This is a genomic window from Pseudomonas putida, assembly GCF_022627325.1.
GTDB lineage: Bacteria > Pseudomonadota > Gammaproteobacteria > Pseudomonadales > Pseudomonadaceae > Aquipseudomonas > Aquipseudomonas putida_X.
The window spans coordinates 102428-118297 of record NZ_JAETZZ010000017.1; the positions used below are offsets into that span (position 1 = coordinate 102428).

Sequence of the window (15870 nt, forward strand, 5' to 3'; positions counted from 1 at the left end):
CCTCATGAAGGTGTGGTTGAAAAGCTACTTACCGATGCAGAAACTCGAGAAGATCCGCCCCAGCAGGTCATCCGAACTGAACGCGCCCGTGATCTCACCCAGTGCATGCTGTGCCTGGCGCAGGTCCTCAGCCAACAACTCACCGGCCCCGGCCAAGGTCAACTGCGCACGACCGTGCTCCAGGTGAGCACTGGCCTGGCGCAGGGCATCGAGGTGGCGCCGGCGTGCGCTGAAGCCGCTCTCTGCAGTCTGTTCATAACCCATGCAGGCTTTCAGGTGGTCGCGTAGCAGCTGCAGGCCGTGATCGGAACCTTTGGCGCTCAGCGTGATGGTTACATGACCGTCATCGCACTGCTCCAGCCCTACAGGTTCGCCACTGAGATCGGCTTTGTTACGAATCAGTGTGACCTTGCCCGGATCAGGCCGTTGATCAAGAAACTCCGGCCACAAGGCGAACGGATCACTGGCCTCAGGGGCGGTGGAGTCGACCACCAGCAACACCCTATCGGCCTCCCCTATGGCCTTGAGCGCGCGCTCGACGCCAATCTTTTCCACATGGTCGTCGGTAGTGCGCAAACCGGCCGTATCGACGACGTGCAGCGGCATGCCATCGATGTGGATATGTTCACGCAGGATATCCCGCGTGGTACCCGCGATGTCGGTGACGATTGCCGCTTCACGACCGGCCAGTTGATTCAACAGGCTCGATTTACCTGCATTGGGCCTGCCGGCGATCACCACCGTCATGCCGTCACGAAGCAGCGCACCCTGCCCCGCCTCACGCTGCACTGTGGACAACACGCCGCGCACTGCGTCGAGCATCGACAGGACGTGGCCATCGGCAAGGAAGTCGATCTCTTCCTCCGGGAAGTCGATCGCTGCCTCGACATAGATCCGCAGCGCGATCAGTGCTTCAGTCAAGCTATGCACACGTTTGGAGAATTCGCCTTGCAGCGATCGCAGGGCGTTGCGTGCTGCCTGGCTGGAACTGGCTTCGATCAGGTCGGCAATCGCTTCGGCCTGTGCCAGGTCGAGCTTGTCGTTGAGGAACGCCCGCTCACTGAACTCACCCGGCCGGGCCAAGCGGCAACCCGCCTGCACACAGCGTTGCAAGAGCATGTCCAGAACCACCGGGCCACCATGCCCCTGCAACTCGAGTACGTCCTCACCGGTGAACGAGTGGGGGCCGGGGAAGAACAGCGCAATGCCTTCATCCAGTACCAGCCCTTCCTGGTCGCGGAATGGCCCGTAGTGGGCATGGCGCGGCGTCAGTGTGCGGCCGGTGATGAGCTGGCCAGCCTTGGCCGCCAGTGGGCCGGACAGCCTGACGATGCCCACCCCTCCGCGTCCTTGTGCGGTTGCGATGGCAGCGATGGTTTCACGCACAGTGTTCATGCTCGAAAGCCTCTACGACAAAAACGACAGATAGCAAAAACGCCCCCGAGGGGGCGTTTTTATTCACAGGCTAGCGCAGTAGCCCGTCAAGCAGCAGCTTTTTTGGTGGCTGCTTCAATACGGCGGGTGATGTACCACTGCTGCGAAATCGACAGGCAGTTGTTCACAACCCAGTACAGCACCAGGCCAGCTGGGAACCACAGGAAGAAGAAGGTGAAGATGATCGGCATCATTTTCATCACCTTGGCCTGCATTGGATCCGGCGGCGTCGGGTTCAGGCGCTGCTGGATGAACATGGTCGCGCCCATGATGATCGGCAGGATGAAGAACGGGTCCTTGATCGACAGGTCAGTGATCCACAGCATCCATGGCGCCTGGCGCATCTCGACGCTTTCCAGCAACACCCAGTACAGGGCCAGGAACACCGGCATCTGTACCAGGATCGGCAAGCATCCGCCCAGCGGGTTGATCTTCTCTTTCTTGTACAGCTCCATCATTGCCTGGGACATCTTCTGGCGATCGTCACCGAAGCGTTCCTTCAGTGCGGCAAGCTTCGGCGCCACGGCACGCATGCGCGCCATCGAGCGGTAGCTGGCGGCCGACAGTGGGAAGAACAAGCCTTTGATGAGCATGGTCAGCACAATGATCGACCAGCCCCAGTTACCCAGCAGGCTGTGGATATGTTGCAGCAACCAGAAGATCGGCTGGGCGATGAACCACAGGAAGCCGTAATCGACAGTCAGTTCCAGGCCTGGGGACAGTTCCTTGAGCTTGGACTGGATCTTCGGGCCGGCGTACAGCATGGCGCTGGTTTCGACCTTGCCGCCAGCAGGTACGCTGATGGCCGGGCCGGTATAACCGATGATGTAGTTGCCCTGGCTGTCTTTGCGGGTCTGGACGACGTTGTTGTCCGACTTGGCAGGGATCCAGGCAGTCACGAAGTAGTGCTGCAGCCAGGCAACCCAGCCACCAGACACATTTTCTTTCAAACTACCTTTGTCGATGTCCTTCATCGACACTTTCTTGTACGGCTCGCCAGCTGTCCACAGGGCAGCACCCAGGTAGGTGGCGGTACCGGTGGCGGTGCTCGAGGACGGATCACCACTGGCGTCACGCTTGAGCTGGGCAAACATGTTGCCGCTCCAGGCCTGGCCGCTCTGGTTGTCGATCAGGTAGCTGACGGTCAGGTCGTACTCACCACGTTTGAAGCTGAAGCGCTTGATGTAGTTCACACCGTTGTCGCTGAACTTCAGGTCGACTACCAATTGTTGCTGGCCATCAGCCAGTTGGTAGGCCTTCTGCTCGGCGGCGTACAGTGGACGGCCGGTGCTGCGGGCATCCGGACCATTGGTACCGGTCAAGCCGCTTTGGGCCAGGTACAGGCGCTCACCGCCGTTGTCGAACAGCTGGAACGGAATGTCCGGATGGTCCTGGCGGCGTGGGTACTTCGGCAGGTTCAGCTGGACGATGTCACCGCCGACTGGATCGATAGCCAGTTCCAGGACATCGGTCTTGACCCGGATCAGATCCTTGCTGAGTGCAACGGGTGCCAGTTCGGCAGCGTTCGACTCGGCGTTGGCGCTCGGTACATCGGCGCTGGCGCCGTTGTTAGCGGCCGGTACGCCATCGGGCAGGCCCGGAGCAACGGTGCTGGCAGCAGTATTCTGAGTCGGCAAGGCAGCCTGGCCGTAGTCATCGTTCCACTTCAGGACCATGACGTAGGACACGATTGCCAGGGCGGCGATCAGGATCGTGCGTTTAATATCCATGATTACTCGGCTATCGAAGAAGTTCGGGAGGAAGGAGCGGGGGGAACGGGATCGAAACCGCCGTCGTTCCACGGATGACAACGCCCCAGGCGACGAACGGTCAGCCACCCGCCACGCAAGACGCCATGGGTTTCAATGGCTTCTAACGCATAACAGGAGCAACTGGGGTAAAAACGACAGTGGCTGGCCATCAGAGGACTGATGGCATAACGGTAAAACTGGATCGGAACGAGTACCAGTTTACGCATCTTGACTGTCTACCCCTGCGGAATCGGCGTTAGCCGCTGGAGTGGGCCGGCTGCGCGCCAGGCGTTTCCAGAGCTTGCCAAAGTGTTGGTGCAATTCCGGGTTTTCTATCTCACCCAATCCCTTGCGCGCGACGATCACTATGTCCAGGCCAGCGAGCATTTGCTGGTGCAGACGAAAGGAATCGCGCATCAAGCGCTTGAGGCGATTGCGTTGAACGGCAAGCTTGACGCTCTTCTTGCCGATCACCAAGCCAAGGCGTGGATGATCGAGACCGTTCTCGCGAGCAAGGATCAGCAGGTTTTTCCCTGGAACCTTGCCGGTTGGGGAGTCGAAGACCGCTTTGAAATGCCGGGGTGTAAGCAGTCGCTTTTCCCGACTGAAGTCCTGACTCACCACCTTTGCCGAAAGATCAAATGGCCAGACGCTTACGGCCTTTGGCACGACGACGCGACAGAACAGCACGGCCGTTCTTGGTAGCCATACGGGCACGGAAGCCGTGGGTGCGAGCGCGCTTGATGGTGCTTGGTTGGAAAGTACGTTTCATGGCGTGTTACCTGGTTTGTCGACAACGGGCCGGAATGGCCCCCTTTTTAAGAGATCGGCGATTCTAGAGAAAGCAAGCCAATAGGTCAATTTCCAACCAGCCTTTCCTTATGGAAGGTGCTTTGAGCGATCGGGTGGGCGGTGCCGGGTCGGTAAGCCAAACGGATGACAAAAGTAAAAAAAAGAAGAGACATATAAAAAGCTTTTCTGAATAACTTATAGATCTTAGGTGGATAAAGATCTGTGGATAACCTTCTGGAGGCCCATGATCACGCGTCATCCAGCGTCCTGAAACGTTGTCCACAACCCGTGCTGCGCTTGTGTCGCGCCTGAGTACAGCCTGTGGATGAAAAGCTATGTTATGCACAGGCGACTTATCAACAGATTTCAGGCCAGGATTGTGCATAGCCCTCAGGGTGGGTTATCCACAGAGCTTATTCACAGTCCGTGCGTGGCTTTTTGGTCGCTAAATGGCTGTTTTGCCATGGATCATAATGTTTCCACATGTGGATAACTGATCGCTTGACCGGTACAATGGCCGTTTGTTTTAGCCTCATCCGGCTTTCAAACTCAGGGGATATCCGTGTCAGTGGAACTTTGGCAGCAGTGCGTGGAGCTTCTGCGCGATGAACTGCCTGCCCAGCAATTCAACACCTGGATCCGTCCGCTACAGGTCGAAGCCGAAGGCGACGAGTTGCGCGTGTATGCGCCAAACCGTTTCGTTCTCGATTGGGTGAATGAAAAGTACCTCGGCCGTCTGCTCGAACTGTTGGGTGAAAACGGTAGCGGCATCGCGCCTGCCCTTTCCTTATTAATAGGCAGCCGTCGCAGCTCCGCACCGCGGGCCGCGCCTAACGCCCCGGTCAGCGCTGCAGTGGCTGCATCCCTTGCGCAGACCCACGCGCAGCCAGCAGCCGCGCCAGTCATGGCTGTTGCTGACCCGGTCTCGGTGCCTTCGGCGGAGCCTGCGCAGGCCTCGGATATGGCCGAGGCGCCTTCGCGAGACAGCTATGATTCGATGGCCGACAGCGCTCCGGCACCTGTCGCACCAGGTCGTACCGAACAGCGCAACGTTCAGGTGGAGGGTGCGCTCAAGCACACCAGCTATCTGAACCGTACGTTCACCTTCGAAACCTTTGTAGAGGGTAAGTCCAACCAATTGGCCCGGGCCGCCGCCTGGCAGGTTGCCGACAACCCGAAGCATGGCTACAACCCACTGTTCCTTTACGGTGGTGTGGGCTTGGGTAAAACCCACTTGATGCATGCTGTGGGTAACCACCTGCTGAAAAAGAACCCGAATGCCAAGGTGGTGTATCTGCATTCCGAGCGCTTCGTCGCGGACATGGTCAAGGCGTTGCAGCTCAACGCGATCAATGAATTCAAGCGCTTCTACCGTTCGGTCGATGCGTTGCTGATCGACGATATCCAGTTCTTTGCCCGTAAGGAGCGTTCTCAGGAGGAGTTTTTCCACACCTTCAACGCCTTGCTGGAGGGTGGTCAGCAGGTGATTCTCACCAGTGACCGCTATCCGAAGGAAATCGAAGGTCTGGAGGAGCGATTGAAGTCGCGTTTCGGCTGGGGCCTCACAGTGGCTGTCGAGCCGCCGGAGCTCGAGACCCGTGTGGCGATCCTGATGAAAAAGGCCGACCAGGCCAAGGTCGAGCTGCCGCACGATGCCGCGTTCTTCATCGCTCAGCGTATTCGCTCCAACGTGCGTGAGCTCGAGGGGGCACTGAAGCGTGTCATCGCTCACTCGCACTTCATGGGCCGCGACATCACCATCGAGCTGATTCGCGAGTCGCTGAAGGACCTGCTGGCGCTGCAAGACAAACTGGTGAGTGTGGATAACATTCAGCGCACCGTGGCCGAGTACTACAAGATCAAGATCTCCGATCTGTTGTCCAAGCGCCGTTCGCGCTCGGTAGCGCGCCCGCGTCAGGTGGCCATGGCGTTGTCCAAAGAGCTGACCAACCACAGTCTGCCAGAGATCGGCGACATGTTTGGCGGTCGTGACCACACTACGGTGCTGCACGCTTGCCGCAAGATCAACGAACTGAAGGAATCCGACGCGGACATCCGCGAGGACTACAAGAACCTCCTGCGCACGCTCACCACCTGATGGCCGCCAGCGCAGCTAATTGAAGGCAAGGGACTAGACCATGCATTTCACCATTCAACGCGAAGCCCTGTTGAAACCCCTGCAACTGGTCGCCGGTGTCGTCGAGCGCCGTCAGACCTTGCCGGTCCTGTCCAACGTACTGCTGGTCGTGCAAGGCCAGCAACTGTCGTTGACGGGTACCGATCTGGAAGTCGAACTGGTAGGCCGTGTACAACTGGAAGAGCCGGCTGAGCCAGGCGAAATCACTGTCCCGGCGCGCAAGCTGATGGACATCTGCAAAAGCCTGCCGAACGACGTGCTGATCGATATCAAGGTCGATGAACAGAAGTTGTTGGTCAAGGCCGGCCGTAGCCGTTTCACCCTGTCGACCCTGCCTGCCAACGACTTCCCCACCGTGGAAGAAGGCCCAGGTTCGCTGACCTGCAACCTTGAGCAGAGCAAACTGCGTCGCTTGATCGAGCGCACCAGCTTTGCCATGGCTCAGCAGGATGTACGTTACTACCTCAACGGTATGCTGCTTGAAGTGTCGCGCAATACCCTGCGTGCCGTGTCTACCGATGGCCACCGCCTTGCACTGTGCTCCATGAGCGCAGCCATCGAGCAGGATGAGCGGCATCAGGTCATCGTGCCTCGTAAAGGTATCCTCGAACTGGCGCGCCTGCTCACCGACCCCGAAGGCATGGTCAGCATTGTCCTGGGCCAGCACCACATCCGTGCGAACACAGGCGAGTTCACCTTCACTTCCAAGCTGGTCGATGGCAAGTTCCCGGACTATGAGCGTGTACTGCCCAAGGGTGGTGACAAGCTGGTCATTGGCGATCGACAGGCCTTGCGCGAAGCGTTCAGCCGTACGGCGATTCTTTCCAACGAGAAGTACCGTGGTATTCGTCTGCAGTTGGCTGCCGGCCAGTTGAAAATCCAGGCGAACAACCCGGAACAGGAAGAGGCGGAAGAAGAGATCAGCGTCGACTATGACGGGGCATCGCTGGAGATCGGCTTCAACGTCAGTTACCTGCTGGACGTCTTGGGTGTGATGACAACCGAACAGGTTCGCCTGATTCTCTCCGATTCCAATAGCAGTGCTCTGCTGCAAGAAGCAGGCAATGACGACTCGTCTTATGTTGTCATGCCAATGCGCCTGTAACCTGTAGCAGGCCAGATGTCCCTTCGACGTATCATGGTCACCGCGGTGCGCAACCTGCACCCGGTGACCCTCTCACCCTCCCCCCGCATCAATATCCTCTACGGCGCAAACGGCAGCGGCAAGACCAGTGTGCTTGAAGCGGTGCATTTGCTCGGCTTGGCCAGGTCGTTCCGCAGTACTCGACTGAACCCGGTCATCCAGTACGAGCAGGCAGCGTGTACGGTTTTTGGCGAAGTGCAGTCAGGCCAAGGCGGCATCAGCAACCTGGGTGTGTCGCGCGAGCGCGGGGGCGATTTCACTATCCGTATTGATGGGCAGAATGCCAAGAGCGCTGCGCAGCTCGCAGAATTGCTGCCCCTGCAGCTCATCAACCCAGACAGTTTCAGGTTGCTTGAAGGCGCACCGAAGATCCGCCGCCAGTTTCTCGATTGGGGAGTGTTCCACGTGGAACCTCGCTTCATGCCAGCGTGGCAGCGTCTGCAGAAGGCGTTGCGGCAGCGGAACTCATGGTTGCGGCATGGTACACTTGACCCAGCTTCGCAAGCCGCCTGGGACCGGGAATTGTGCCTGGCCAGCGCGGAAATAGATGAATACCGTCGCAACTACATGAAGGCCTTGAAGCCCGTCTTCGAGCAAACCCTGAGCGAACTGGTCGAGCTGGACGGGTTGACCCTTAGCTACTACCGAGGCTGGGACAAGGACCGGGAACTCAACGAAGTACTCGCCTCTTCTCTCCTTCGCGATCAGCAGATGGGCCATACCCAGGCCGGCCCGCAGCGTGCTGATCTGCGCCTTCGTCTGGCTGCCAATAATGCAGCCGACATCCTGTCGCGTGGTCAGCAAAAGTTGGTGGTCTGTGCTCTGCGCATTGCTCAAGGCCATCTCGTTAGCCAGGCTCGCCGCGGCCACTGTATTTATCTCGTGGATGACTTGCCGTCCGAGTTGGACGACCAGCATCGCCGTGCACTGTGCCGCTTGCTAGAAGAATTACGCTGCCAGGTGTTCATCACCTGTGTAGATCAAGAATTACTGAGGGAAGGCTGGCAGACGGAAACGCCAGTCGCTTTGTTCCACGTGGAACAAGGCCGTATCACCCAGACCCACGACCATCGGGAGTGAAGGCATGAGCGAAAATCAAACGTACGACTCCTCAAGCATCAAGGTGCTGAAAGGTTTGGATGCCGTGCGCAAGCGTCCCGGCATGTACATTGGCGACACCGATGACGGTAGCGGCCTGCACCACATGGTCTTCGAAGTGGTCGACAACTCGATCGACGAAGCCCTCGCCGGGCACTGCGATGACATTACCGTCATTATCCACCCGGACGAATCGATTAGTGTGCGCGACAACGGTCGCGGCATTCCGGTCGACGTGCATAAAGAAGAAGGCGTCTCCGCAGCCGAGGTCATCATGACCGTGCTGCACGCCGGCGGTAAATTTGATGATAACTCCTACAAGGTTTCCGGCGGTCTGCACGGCGTAGGTGTTTCGGTCGTAAACGCCCTGTCTGAAAAACTGGTGCTAACCGTTCGCCGTAGCGGCAAGATCTGGGAACAGACCTACGTTCACGGCGTTCCACAGGCGCCGATGGCCGTTGTGGGCGAAAGCGAAACTACCGGCACCCACATTCATTTCAAGCCTTCGGCTGAGACCTTCAAGAACATTCACTTCAGCTGGGATATCCTGGCCAAGCGTATTCGTGAGTTGTCGTTCCTGAACTCGGGTGTTGGCATCCTGCTGAAAGACGAGCGCTCGGGCAAAGAAGAGTTCTTCAAATATGAAGGCGGCCTGCGTGCATTCGTTGAATACCTGAACACCAACAAGACGCCGGTCAACTCCCAGGTGTTCCATTTCAACGTTCAACGTGACGATGGCGTAGGTGTTGAAGTCGCCCTGCAGTGGAACGACAGCTTCAACGAAAACCTGCTGTGCTTCACCAACAACATTCCACAGCGCGATGGCGGTACCCATCTGGTTGGTTTCCGCTCCTCGCTGACCCGTAGCCTTAACAACTACATCGAGCAGGAAGGCCTGGCCAAGAAGAACAAGGTTTCCACCACCGGTGACGACGCTCGGGAAGGCCTGACTGCGATCATTTCGGTCAAGGTGCCGGATCCGAAGTTCAGCTCCCAGACCAAGGACAAGCTGGTCTCCTCGGAGGTGAAAACCGCCGTGGAACAGGAAATGAACAAGTACTTCGCCGACTTCCTGTTGGAGAACCCCAACGAAGCCAAGGCGGTCGTCGGCAAGATGATCGATGCTGCCCGTGCCCGTGAAGCGGCGCGCAAAGCGCGTGAAATGACTCGCCGTAAGGGCGCGCTGGATATCGCCGGCTTGCCGGGCAAACTGGCGGACTGCCAAGAGAAGGACCCTGCCCTTTCCGAACTGTACCTGGTGGAGGGTGACTCCGCAGGTGGCTCGGCCAAACAAGGTCGTAACCGTCGTACCCAGGCGATCCTGCCGCTCAAGGGCAAGATTCTCAACGTCGAGAAAGCACGTTTCGACAAGATGATCTCCTCCCAGGAAGTGGGCACACTGATCACCGCGCTGGGCTGTGGCATCGGCCGTGAAGAGTACAACATCGACAAGCTGCGCTATCACAACATCATCATCATGACCGATGCTGACGTTGACGGTTCGCACATCCGTACCCTGCTGCTGACCTTCTTCTTCCGTCAGCTGCCAGAGCTGGTCGAGCGTGGCTACATCTACATTGCCCAGCCACCGCTGTACAAGGTGAAGAGAGGCAAGCAGGAGCAGTACATCAAGGACGACGAGGCCATGGAAGAATACATGACCCAGTCGGCCCTCGAAGATGCCAGCCTGCACCTGGATGAATCTGCGCCAGCCGTTTCCGGTGTTCAGCTGGAGGTTTTGGTCAACGAGTTCCGCAGTGTAATGAAGACCCTCAAGCGTTTGTCTCGCTTGTACCCGGAAGAGTTGACCGAGCACTTCATCTACCTGCCGGAAGTTACCCTTGAGCAATTGGGCGACCATGCCGTCATGGAGAACTGGTTGGCCAAACTGCAGGAGCGCCTGAGCAATAGCCAGAAGTCTGGCCTGGTATACAAGGCCACCCTGCGCGAGGACAAGGAGCGCAATGTGTGGCTGCCAGAAGTGGAAATCACCTCGCACGGCCTGGCCAGCTACATCACCTTCAACCGCGATTTCTTCGGCAGCAACGACTACCGCACGGTGGTCAACATAGGTTCCAAGTTGTCGAGCCTGCTGGGTGAAGGTGCTTATGTACAGCGTGGTGAGCGTCGCAAGGCGATCGTCGAGTTCAAGGAAGGCCTGGATTGGCTGATGAACGAGACCACCAAGCGACACACCATCCAGCGATACAAAGGGCTGGGTGAGATGAACCCGGATCAGTTGTGGGAAACCACCATGGACCCAACTGTACGGCGCATGCTCAAGGTCACCATCGAAGACGCGATTGCCGCCGATCAGATCTTCAACACCTTGATGGGCGATGCGGTTGAGCCTCGCCGTGACTTCATCGAAAGCAACGCGCTGTCGGTTTCGAACCTGGACTTCTGATCAGGTGTAGGTTCACAGAAAAGCTGCACGCTTTCACAAATAGATGACCGGCCGGGCTTCAACCATGGCCCCTGTCGGTCACCATCAAGCCCGCCTTCGCGGGCTTTTTTTTGCCTGGAATTCCTGCCGGGGCGCCCTACTCCGCTCATTGGAAAATGATGCAGATGGGGGGATTTGAGGAAGTGATTTGATGGGGCGCTGGAAGTGCTGAGAGGGTCGGCGGGCGGATCTGAGCAGCAGAGAGATTGAGAGGACTTTAAAACTAATATTTGAACACCTTAATAGTTAATTAAGCGTACGTGTTAAGTATTAATTTGAACAATTTAGTATGGAAATGGAATTTGGTGGAAGTTGCCATTTTGGATTTTTTGTAGATTTCGAAGGGATGTTGGAATAAGATCTATGACCAACTTTTCCGCTTTGCACTGAAGATTTTCAGCCAAATCAGCTGTTTGAAGCGAGAGCTTCAGACCTGATCCAAATTGCTCCAGCGATCACGAAGTGGCCGTTTAGAAATAAAGAGAGCAAGCCGATTGCTTTAGATTCTGATCAGTCATGAGAGTCATGACCAATGAGAGAAAAGGAGACCTGAAAATGTAGAAAAACGCGATCAATCCCGAGAGGACTGACCGCGCTTAGCGAAGCAGACTTGCGTCCTCAGAACCCGCAATGTCTGCTTTTTCGAAGCGACTGTCAATCCTCTCCCATTTTTTCGACCTTAGCGAGGTTACTCGACGGCACAGTGTTGCCTGTCGAAAGGCCTCACTTCGCCCGCCCTGCGCCTTGATTTTTTGGCGCAGCGTCGGCGCTCGTTTCGAGATTTTCGGAGGTGTTTCATGACAGTACGAAAGGTGGTCACGCGGCGGTCCAACCATTACCGCGGCTACTTCCCATCGCTCAAAAATAAAAAGCCTGTGCCCTGGGAGTCCCAGCTCGAAGGCGCTCTTTTTCGGCTTCTTGAGCTGTCTCCTGCGGTCATCGGCTACGTCCCGCAGCCCAGTGAGGAACGTGTTCCATCGCTCCAGGGCTACTTCAAATATTACCCAGACGTACAGGTTTTCCTCGCGGATGGGCGCGAGTGGTGGTTTGAAGTGAAGCCTCACGACCGACTGAAGATTGCCAGCGTCAGGCAGCGACTGGATGCCGCTGAGCGCTACTTCAACGCCACTGCCCGTAACTTTTCGGTGATCACTGAAAAGTTAATTGAAGCTGAACCCCTGGCTACCAATCTTAGAAGGCTGATGTATCACCGGCGCGGTCCAGAGCTTTCGCATCAGGCGTTGGAGGAGGTAATGGCGACCTTCAACGAATGGCCGCCTATGACCGTTGCAGATCTGCTCTACGTGGTTGGTGAGGGGAAAGCCTGGCGCTTGTTAGGCCTTGGGGTGGTGGGCATTGACCTTGATAGGTCAATTGACACTGACTCCCCGGTCTTCCTGCAAGGGGGGCACCGTCATGCAAACCTTTTCCCTTAGGGTGAAATTGGTCGTCATCGTTCGTGGCGTACTGATGGTGCTTGAGAAGAGGCTTATTGACCGGAAGCTGCTCTTTTTCGATGAGCTTGGTGAGCCCACGAAGCTATCCGAGAAGGAGTTCTATGAGGCCTACGAGAAGCGCGAGATCGAGATCTCCGCTGATCAGCCATACCTTGGGAGGGTTCCGTATGTGCGGAACGTCCCTCCAGATATTTCATGCTTCCCCAAAAAACATGGAGATGAGGCATTGCGTCGACGCAAGTATCTGGACGACCTAACTAAGCGCGGTAAATACAAGCTACCGGGTGACGAAGACATGATCAAGAAGCTTAGAGATATCGCCAAAAAGATTGGGGATGCGTGCGCACCCTCGGTTTCCACTATTCGACGTTGGGCAGCCAAATACATTGGCCAGAACGTAGTAAAGCTTATCCCTCAGCATGCCAAAAAGGGTCGGGCTGCCGCGATACAGGGAGAGCTCGAAGTTATTCTTGAAGGGGTGATTAATAAAACCTACCTGCAGGATACGATTCCAGCGGTCAGCGTGGTCGTTTCAGAATTCGAGGATCAGATAAAAGAGAGGAACAAAAGTCGTTTGCCTTCGGATCAGCTCAAGATCCCAAGCGGAATGACTGTCCGAAGGTACATCGCCAAGCTGGATCCGTACCTTGTGGATAAGGAGAGGCTCGGAAAACACGCAGCAGACAAGAAGCACCGTGTTGCGGCGGGTGTCCTACGTGTCCATGAGATTTTGGAACGTTGGGAAATTGATCACACCTTGTTGGACGTCCAGCTTGTGGATGAAACCTCGGGGCTGTGCATTGGGCGCCCCTATCTGACGATCGTCCTCGACCGCTTCTCTCGAATGGTGATGGGATATTTGCTCCACCTGTCGGCGCCAAATACGGAAACCGTGCTTCGTGTGATCGAACGCTCAATCCGTCCAAAAGCCGAATTGCTGAAGCGCTTTCCGAAAGTGAGAAATGAATGGTGGGCACGTGGGCTGCCGGCTCGAATAGTCCCAGACAACGCAGCGGAATTTCACGCGGGCGATCTCATCATGGGATTCAACGAGTTGGGTATCGAGATCATGTATCCCGCTTCAAGGGCCCCTCAAAGGAAAGGTGCCGTCGAACGCTTTTTCAGCACACAGAACCTGGGGCTTATCCACAACCTCCCGGGTACCACCTTCTCGAATATCCAGCAGCGTGGCGATTACGACTCGGAGAAGAATGCATGTTTCACGCTCCCTCAATTGGAGGCGGTGGTAGTGAAATGGATCGTCGATGGTTACCACCAGACTCCTCATCGGGGGCTGGACAACAGAACACCGGCTCAAGTCTGGGGGACTAGCGAGGCGAACCATGTCATCAGCCTTCCCGTCGACCTGGACTCGTTGGAGTGCATTCTGGCCAAGCGGGCCTCGGTGAAGGTTCACCATTACGGCATCGAGGTTGCCAAAGTGGGCTACCACTCTACGGAACTTGCTGAGCTCCGTATGCGTTTGGCAGACGGAGAAAAGGTAAACGTCCGCTATCGAGACGAAGCCGGGCACGTTTGGGTTCACGACCGCTTCAGAAACTTGTTCTTCAAAGTGCCCGCCAAAGATGAGCGAATGGCCGGTAAGAGCAGGGAGGTGTGGAAGGCTGCCGAGAAAGCGCTGCGAGAAAAATATAATGAGCAGCCTAGCTTCGAGGCTACGCACAGGTGCTACCAGGAAATTATGGAAGATGCAGACGAGGCCCGCCGTTCGCAGACGCTCAGAAAACGACGCGCAGCTGCCATAGCGAAAATCGACAAGGAGGGTCGAGTGACCGAAAGCACGCCTCCACCCAAGGTACTCGCTGAAGTGGAATGGACCGGTGACTCTATTCCTAACATTCCGCCAGCAGCCTTCAAGGTCTCGGTTCGTCGCCCTGCTGGGAGTTCTAAGCCATGAACGCCATCAATCTGTACGAATGCTACGAGCATGGTGAATACAGCTTTACGCTCCGCGATCGTTTTATTCACAGCCCTCAAGTCGAGCGAGCGTTGACGCGACTAGGCGATATCCACGGCGATAGTCGGCGTACCAGAGCAAGTAAAGGGTTGCTGATCCAAGGTCCAAGCGGAGTGGGCAAGAGCACATTGGTCAAGGAGTACATTCGGTCATTGGAGGAATTGGAGAGCCATGACCCACAGAAGCGGACAGTTCTGTTCGTCGAGATGCCTTCGTCTCCAACCAAAAAGAACCTGGCAGCAGCCATTTTGGCAGAGCTGAAGGATCCCTTCGCAGAGGCACGAGGACATTCGGCAGAGGTTAAATTTGCGCGAGTAGTCCTGCTGCTGAAGAACCTTGGCGTGGAGATGTTGGTCCTCGATGAGGCGCAGCACCTGGTCGATTATCGTCGTAATGGTGCGTATGAGGCAGCAGACTGGATCAAGAGTCTGATGAATGAAACCAGTATCGCGTTTGTTCTGATTGGGCTGAAGCGCACCGAAAATCTCCTGCTAGCAAACGAGCAACTGCGACGCAGGTTTTCGGCCACGGTGGCATACGATCGCTTCACCTTCTCCGCTAATACGTCTCTTCATTTCGTGATGTTGTTGCAGGCAATCGAGGGCGAACTGCCTGTTCAAACCATCAGTTTTGTAGAGCCAGCGATGATTAAACGCTTCTACCTGGCTTCCTATGGATTGATCGACTACCTCATCAAGATTGTGGACAGGGCTGTTTGGCTGGTTCAAGTCCAGGACCTTGTCGGGATTGAACTTCCTGTGCTGGCCCAGGCTTTTGAAGACGAGGTTTGGAGCTACGCCACCGAGGATCGAAACCCCTTCAGTGCGAGCTTCAATTTCCAGCCTCTGTTCGGGAAGCGGGAGCCGTTTGAGACGTTCGAAGAGAGCAGTACCTGACGGCCAAGGGCCGGGCTTATCGGCCCGGCTCTACTCCCCTGATTTTTATGTCTTCGATTTCATGGATGTGTAGGAATGTTTGGTCTTTTAATCAACCCACGACCACACCAAGACGAAAGTCTTTTGGGGTACCTGCAGCGCCTGGCGAAAGCCAACGGATTACCCAGAAAGGAACTGCTCACCGCCTTTGCACGAGCCGACGAGACCGATGTTGCGGACTGGCTGCAGATGATGGAAGGACCACTGAGCTGGCCTGCGGTATCTGCTGAGTTTCGTGATCCAAGGCCCAAGGGGGTCAAGTTATGGACGACTCATCACGCTCGTTACTGTCCGATCTGTTTGGGCGAAGCCGGTTATTGGAGAGAAAGCTGGGGCTTGACCCTGGTTACGACGTGTTCTGTCCACGGCACTGAACTCCACGGGCGGTGCCCCAACTGTCTGAAGGAAACCGATCCAAGCGCAATGAGTGCGAATAGTTGCCAAGCGTGTGGCACCTCATTGAGTGGGACCAATTTTGAGATCGCGCCGGCGAGTGATACGGCCGCCTGGCTCACCTCTGGCTTTGAAGATAGGTTTTACGCCGACTCGTTGCCAGCTGACGCGGGATTGGCGATCGTGTCCCGGGAAGTGGTGTAACTGAACCAGCCGAAGGCGCCCTGCGGGCGAAAGAGGATGGTCATCGTGGTTCTTGGCTAACGTTGAGTTTGCGAAGACCAAACACTCACCAGAGAAACCAC

The 15870-nt window shown here is 56.5% G+C and carries 13 protein-coding genes; 8 read left to right on the forward strand and 5 right to left on the reverse strand.

The features are described from left to right. Positions 1 to 24 precede the first annotated feature (24 nt). The 5 genes from mnmE to rpmH form a co-directional block, all read right to left on the reverse strand. Positions 25 to 1395 carry a tRNA uridine-5-carboxymethylaminomethyl(34) synthesis GTPase MnmE gene (gene mnmE / locus JNA92_RS23195; RefSeq protein WP_241806862.1) on the reverse strand — a complete coding sequence of 457 codons (1371 nt, stop codon included), beginning with the start codon at positions 1393 to 1395 and terminating at the stop codon, positions 25 to 27. A gap of 86 nt (positions 1396 to 1481) precedes the next feature. Beyond that, positions 1482 to 3164: a membrane protein insertase YidC gene (yidC, locus tag JNA92_RS23200; protein WP_241806863.1), complete on the reverse strand. Its 1683-nt coding sequence runs from the start codon at positions 3162 to 3164 to the stop codon at positions 1482 to 1484. A 2-nt stretch (positions 3165 to 3166) separates the two neighbouring features. Next, a complete protein-coding gene (gene yidD / locus JNA92_RS23205) occupies positions 3167 to 3412 on the reverse strand; it encodes a membrane protein insertion efficiency factor YidD (RefSeq protein ID WP_241806864.1) in 246 nt (81 codons plus the stop codon). Next, positions 3405 to 3809, reverse strand: a complete 405-nt coding sequence (rnpA, locus tag JNA92_RS23210; RefSeq protein ID WP_080516507.1) for a ribonuclease P protein component — start codon at positions 3807 to 3809, stop codon at positions 3405 to 3407. Before rnpA ends, yidD begins: the two co-directional genes overlap by 8 nt. A gap of 13 nt (positions 3810 to 3822) precedes the next feature. Next, the gene (rpmH, locus tag JNA92_RS23215) at positions 3823 to 3957 is read right to left on the reverse strand and encodes a 50S ribosomal protein L34 (RefSeq protein ID WP_003253163.1); all 135 of its coding nucleotides are present in this window, start codon (positions 3955 to 3957) and stop codon (positions 3823 to 3825) included. Positions 3958 to 4539: 582 nt separating this feature from the next. On the opposite strand from rpmH, the gene dnaA reads away from it, so the two are divergent. From dnaA to JNA92_RS26220, 8 genes are all read left to right on the forward strand, one after another. Beyond that, a complete protein-coding gene (gene dnaA / locus JNA92_RS23220) occupies positions 4540 to 6075 on the forward strand; it encodes a chromosomal replication initiator protein DnaA (protein ID WP_241806865.1) in 1536 nt (511 codons plus the stop codon). 40 nt (positions 6076 to 6115) lie between these two features. Further along, on the forward strand, positions 6116 to 7219 hold the full coding sequence (dnaN, locus tag JNA92_RS23225; RefSeq protein WP_012312006.1) for a DNA polymerase III subunit beta: 1104 nt from the start codon (positions 6116 to 6118) through the stop codon (positions 7217 to 7219). A 15-nt stretch (positions 7220 to 7234) separates the two neighbouring features. Next, positions 7235 to 8338: a DNA replication/repair protein RecF gene (gene recF, locus JNA92_RS23230; protein WP_241806867.1), complete on the forward strand. Its 1104-nt coding sequence runs from the start codon at positions 7235 to 7237 to the stop codon at positions 8336 to 8338. Between the two features lie 4 nt (positions 8339 to 8342). Further along, a complete protein-coding gene (gyrB, locus tag JNA92_RS23235; protein WP_241806868.1) occupies positions 8343 to 10763 on the forward strand; it encodes a DNA topoisomerase (ATP-hydrolyzing) subunit B in 2421 nt (806 codons plus the stop codon). Between the two features lie 836 nt (positions 10764 to 11599). Further along, the gene (locus JNA92_RS23240) at positions 11600 to 12238 is read left to right on the forward strand and encodes a TnsA endonuclease N-terminal domain-containing protein (protein ID WP_011953077.1); all 639 of its coding nucleotides are present in this window, start codon (positions 11600 to 11602) and stop codon (positions 12236 to 12238) included. Beyond that, complete coding sequence (locus JNA92_RS23245) at positions 12219 to 14177, forward strand: DDE-type integrase/transposase/recombinase (RefSeq protein WP_011953078.1); 1959 nt, start codon at positions 12219 to 12221, stop codon at positions 14175 to 14177. Before JNA92_RS23240 ends, JNA92_RS23245 begins: the two co-directional genes overlap by 20 nt. Continuing rightward, entirely contained in the window at positions 14174 to 15133 is a 960-nt protein-coding gene (locus JNA92_RS23250) for a TniB family NTP-binding protein (protein ID WP_010951429.1), read from the forward strand. Before JNA92_RS23245 ends, JNA92_RS23250 begins: the two co-directional genes overlap by 4 nt. A 75-nt stretch (positions 15134 to 15208) precedes the next feature. Next, positions 15209 to 15769 (forward strand): TniQ family protein, encoded by a 561-nt coding sequence (locus JNA92_RS26220; protein WP_431312479.1) that lies wholly within the window; start codon positions 15209 to 15211, stop codon positions 15767 to 15769. Positions 15770 to 15870: the final 101 nt, after the last annotated feature.

Bases quoted from the DNA above. Each gene is read 5' to 3' on its own strand.
- mnmE (WP_241806862.1), bottom strand. From the start codon at position 1,395: ATGAACACTGTGCGTGAAACCATCGCTGCCATCGCAACCGCACAAGGA.
- yidC (WP_241806863.1), bottom strand. From the start codon at position 3,164: ATGGATATTAAACGCACGATCCTGATCGCCGCCCTGGCAATCGTGTCC.
- yidD (WP_241806864.1), bottom strand. From the start codon at position 3,412: ATGCGTAAACTGGTACTCGTTCCGATCCAGTTTTACCGTTATGCCATC.
- rpmH (WP_003253163.1), bottom strand. From the start codon at position 3,957: ATGAAACGTACTTTCCAACCAAGCACCATCAAGCGCGCTCGCACCCAC.
- dnaN (WP_012312006.1), top strand. From the start codon at position 6,116: ATGCATTTCACCATTCAACGCGAAGCCCTGTTGAAACCCCTGCAACTG.
- recF (WP_241806867.1), top strand. From the start codon at position 7,235: ATGTCCCTTCGACGTATCATGGTCACCGCGGTGCGCAACCTGCACCCG.
- gyrB (WP_241806868.1), top strand. From the start codon at position 8,343: ATGAGCGAAAATCAAACGTACGACTCCTCAAGCATCAAGGTGCTGAAA.
- JNA92_RS23240 (WP_011953077.1), top strand. From the start codon at position 11,600: ATGACAGTACGAAAGGTGGTCACGCGGCGGTCCAACCATTACCGCGGC.
- JNA92_RS23245 (WP_011953078.1), top strand. From the start codon at position 12,219: ATGCAAACCTTTTCCCTTAGGGTGAAATTGGTCGTCATCGTTCGTGGC.
- JNA92_RS23250 (WP_010951429.1), top strand. From the start codon at position 14,174: ATGAACGCCATCAATCTGTACGAATGCTACGAGCATGGTGAATACAGC.
- JNA92_RS26220 (WP_431312479.1), top strand. From the start codon at position 15,209: ATGTTTGGTCTTTTAATCAACCCACGACCACACCAAGACGAAAGTCTT.